Here is a 3,337-nt window from a genome sequence, read left to right as displayed (position 1 = left end):
TGCGTAGATATGGCTAACGATACGGACACGATTGAGATTCGTGAGTTATCTGATGAGGGAGACGTTATTCGAACCTTGTTCCATGGGATCATCTCCGATATTGCGGTTAAGGTCGTTAGGGGCTTCTATCGTCTGGAGATAGAGGCGGTATCTCATTCCTATCGTCTTGACATAAAGCCGAAAACCCGCTCCTTTCAGAATCATAAAATGCGGTACGAGGAATTGGTTCAGCATATTCTGTCCGATTACCCTGGCTCCGACTTTATTGATTTGACGTTCAACAATGCGCCGCTGGATCAATTTACTGTTCAGTATCAGGAAACCGACTGGCAATTCCTCAAACGTATGGTTTCCCGATTCGGGACCGTTCTTATTCCGGAGGTAGCGGCCGATTCTCCGAAGCTCTGGGTCGGATTGCCTGAGGGCAAACCCGATTCTCTCCGCAATACGAACTATCAGGTGCTGCGAACACTAAATAATTATGGGCAGAAGGAAGATGGCGTCACTAGTTACTTGATTGTAACGAAACGTTATTATAATCTTGGAGATCGGATTCTATTCAAGAACAAGCCACTGATTGTTACCGGTTGCACATCCCTTCTAAATGAGGGTATGCTCACCCATGAATATATTTTACAAGCCGAAGCAGATAGCCGTTGGCAACCGATATGGAACGAGTCTATTCGAGGCGCATCCCTTGCAGGAAAAGTAATAGACGCCGCGAAAGATAAAGTGAAGATCCATTTGAATATAGACGATGTGCAGACAAAAGAGGATGCATGCTGGTTTCCTTATTCTTCTCCCTATGTGGCAGAAGGAAAGACAGGCCTATATTGTATGCCGCAGATTGGCGACTCTGTCCAGTTGTATATCCCGAATTATCGGGAGGAAGAAGCCTTTGTCCGCTCCTCTTTTCGTCAAGAGGGGAATTCTCCGAAGCTGGGCAACCCTAGTGTGAAATATTGGGGCAATCCCCTCGGGAAGGAAATTAAGTTCAGCGGCAATGAGCTAAGGATGACGGCCCAGGAGAACCATGTTTTTGTGAAGCTGCATGACAACAAAGGCATTGAGCTTCATAGCAAGGACGCTATCGTTGTCCACTCGGACAGAGAAATAGTGCTTGATGCTGGCAGGTTAGACATGCGGGCCAAAGAGGCAGTCTATCTCTTGAGCGGATCGAGTAGTATTGTGTTGGATGGGGATACAGATGTTAAGGCTGGACAGGTGATTGTAAAGGGCATTGCAAAGTCTCCAGTGCGTGTGGAGCAGCCTGATTCACCGGCAGGAAAGGGAAGCGCACAAAACGGAAAGCCTTTAAAGAGCAGTACAGAATTGGCGCTGCATGCACTTGCCTTGATCCCAGGTATCGGAAACGCAGCCGTGTTAGGAGCGAAAACGATAGCCGCAACTGGAGGGAGCACTTCTCATTTGCCGAGAAACAAAACGGGCAAATCGAACTCTGTTGCAGATTACTCCAAGGCGGCTATTTCCATGATGGGCAGCATTCCAAGTCCATTGCCAGCCACCAAAACAATATCAATTAATAATCCAAAAGATGCATCAGAATTAATAACAATGACAAAAGCGATGCAATTGAGCAAAGTGTTCACGTCAGCACGTGGACTCCCAAATCAGTTACCCGCAGAGGATTTGGTAGAGAAACTCAAATTGTCGATGAAGTTATGGGCGATATCAGAAAAGGGGAGAGAAAACCTTGTAGGAAGTTCAGTAATGGGTACTGGACCATTGGGTAATAGTAATTGGCAAAGCCAACCAGCGAAAAAAGATTTTATAGACGAGTATTTAGTTGATCCACTTATAGAATTTTTCACTGGTGAAAAGCCCGGAGTAAAAACGCAGGGCCAAAAAGCGCTAGAAGCTCAATTAATTACTATGCAAATGCAGCAACAAATGGTTCTAACTGAACTCTCGTCTGATTTCCAGGCTGCTATGCGTGGTGCAGCAAGTGCTGAAAGGATAGCTGAAGTAACATCGATAGGAACACCTAAAATAAATAATGGTAAAAGTACAATTGGACAGGTTCAAAAAGTGCAAAGCAGAGCTGGGGGGACGGGTAATCCTGTTGGTAACTTCGCGGGTAAAATTAACGCTGAAAACATACCTAATATGTCCAAGCAAGAAATCTTAGATAGCTTGCCGAAGGACTGGAAGTATACTGATAACAATGGTTTCATTCATATTAGAGATGCTAATGGAAACATTCGAATGAAGATCGACCCACCTGATAAGGTTACAAAGTATGACCATGTTCATTTGTTTGATGAAAGTGGTAACCCAATTGATGTAAATCTGAATGTTGTTGACAGAAAAAGTCCTGATGCTCATATCCCATATAAAAAATGAGGTGACAAACGTGAAAGCAGAGAAAATCCTAAACGAAATTGAAGCACTGCACTATTGGGATGCTCGAGTATTAAAATTTGATTCAAGTTTTTTTGGTGATGAAATAACTCTTGTGTTTGAGGACACAGAGTTTAACGTCAAGTTATCCTTTATGGGGTGTTCAAAATTTTCCTTTGTTACAAGTGCCGATGATAGGACAAAACCTATAAGAGAGTTGGCTAGACCACAAATTCCCTATTTTCTTCAAGATATCGAGGTTACAGATGTTCAGAGTGAAGGTCATAGTTTATTGAACTGCAAAATTTTAATGCCCCCTCTTAACACAGAAATACTTTGTAATTCAATTTCAATTGAAAAGATGTAGGGTTAAAACCTTGATTGGCTTCATGCCTTTCAAGGTTTCTTTTTGGGGGCTACCCAGTGCCGAATGAAACCATAATTCAACCAATAACATATATAACCCATGTAATACCCGTATAAAGATTTCGTCATTTTGTTTATACGCTCATAAATGCTTGATTTTTATATCCTAAATAATGCTATTCCGTTACATTGAACAGGTCGATTATGGTCAGATACCACCATGATTGACATGTTTTTTACTTTCTTCCCTTTCTCTCAGTTTTTTAAAATCAAATGTAACTCCTGAATCCGTGAAATGAAATCATAGAAAAGTTAGAAAATGAGCCGCCGGTAAAGTAAAATAAGGAAAAAGGGAAGAATTCCCGTATTTCTTTAACTCACCCCGGAGGTGCCATTGATGAAACCCGTACGTTTTCAACTGGATCAGTCCGTGGAGATGCTGATGTAACCGTCAAGTACTTTTGAGCAGATTCCGCTAAATAATTTTCAACACCTAGACATTTCCAAATATGGTTTCTCGATGCTTGAGGCGAAAGCTGTCTCCACTCATCTTTATGACCTCACTCTTATGCAAGATCCGATCGAGAATGGCTGTCGTGATGGCCGGATC

3 protein-coding genes are annotated in these 3,337 nt (G+C 42.6%); 2 read left to right on the top strand and 1 reads right to left on the bottom strand.

Translation table 11 applies throughout. The annotated features are described in order from the left end of the window. Both ABD76_RS09310 and ABD76_RS09305 read left to right on the top strand, forming a co-directional pair. Positions 1-2,364 (top strand): contractile injection system protein, VgrG/Pvc8 family (locus ABD76_RS09310; RefSeq protein WP_242069479.1); only part of this gene is annotated, 2,364 nt, incomplete at its 5' end. Positions 2,365-2,374: 10 nt separating this feature from the next. Next, entirely contained in the window at positions 2,375-2,728 is a 354-nt protein-coding gene (locus tag ABD76_RS09305) for a hypothetical protein (protein WP_197256261.1), read from the top strand. Between the two features lie 492 nt (positions 2,729-3,220). Here ABD76_RS09305 and ABD76_RS29425 read toward each other — a convergent pair. Next, positions 3,221-3,337: ATP-binding protein (locus tag ABD76_RS29425; protein ID WP_242069480.1), on the bottom strand; the 117-nt coding region annotated here is incomplete at its 5' end.

It is taken from the genome of Paenibacillus dendritiformis (assembly GCF_015845845.1).
GTDB lineage: Bacteria > Bacillota > Bacilli > Paenibacillales > Paenibacillaceae > Paenibacillus_B > Paenibacillus_B dendritiformis_C.
Note: the sequence above shows the minus strand (reverse complement) of the source record. Positions and strands in the feature narration are given on the sequence as shown.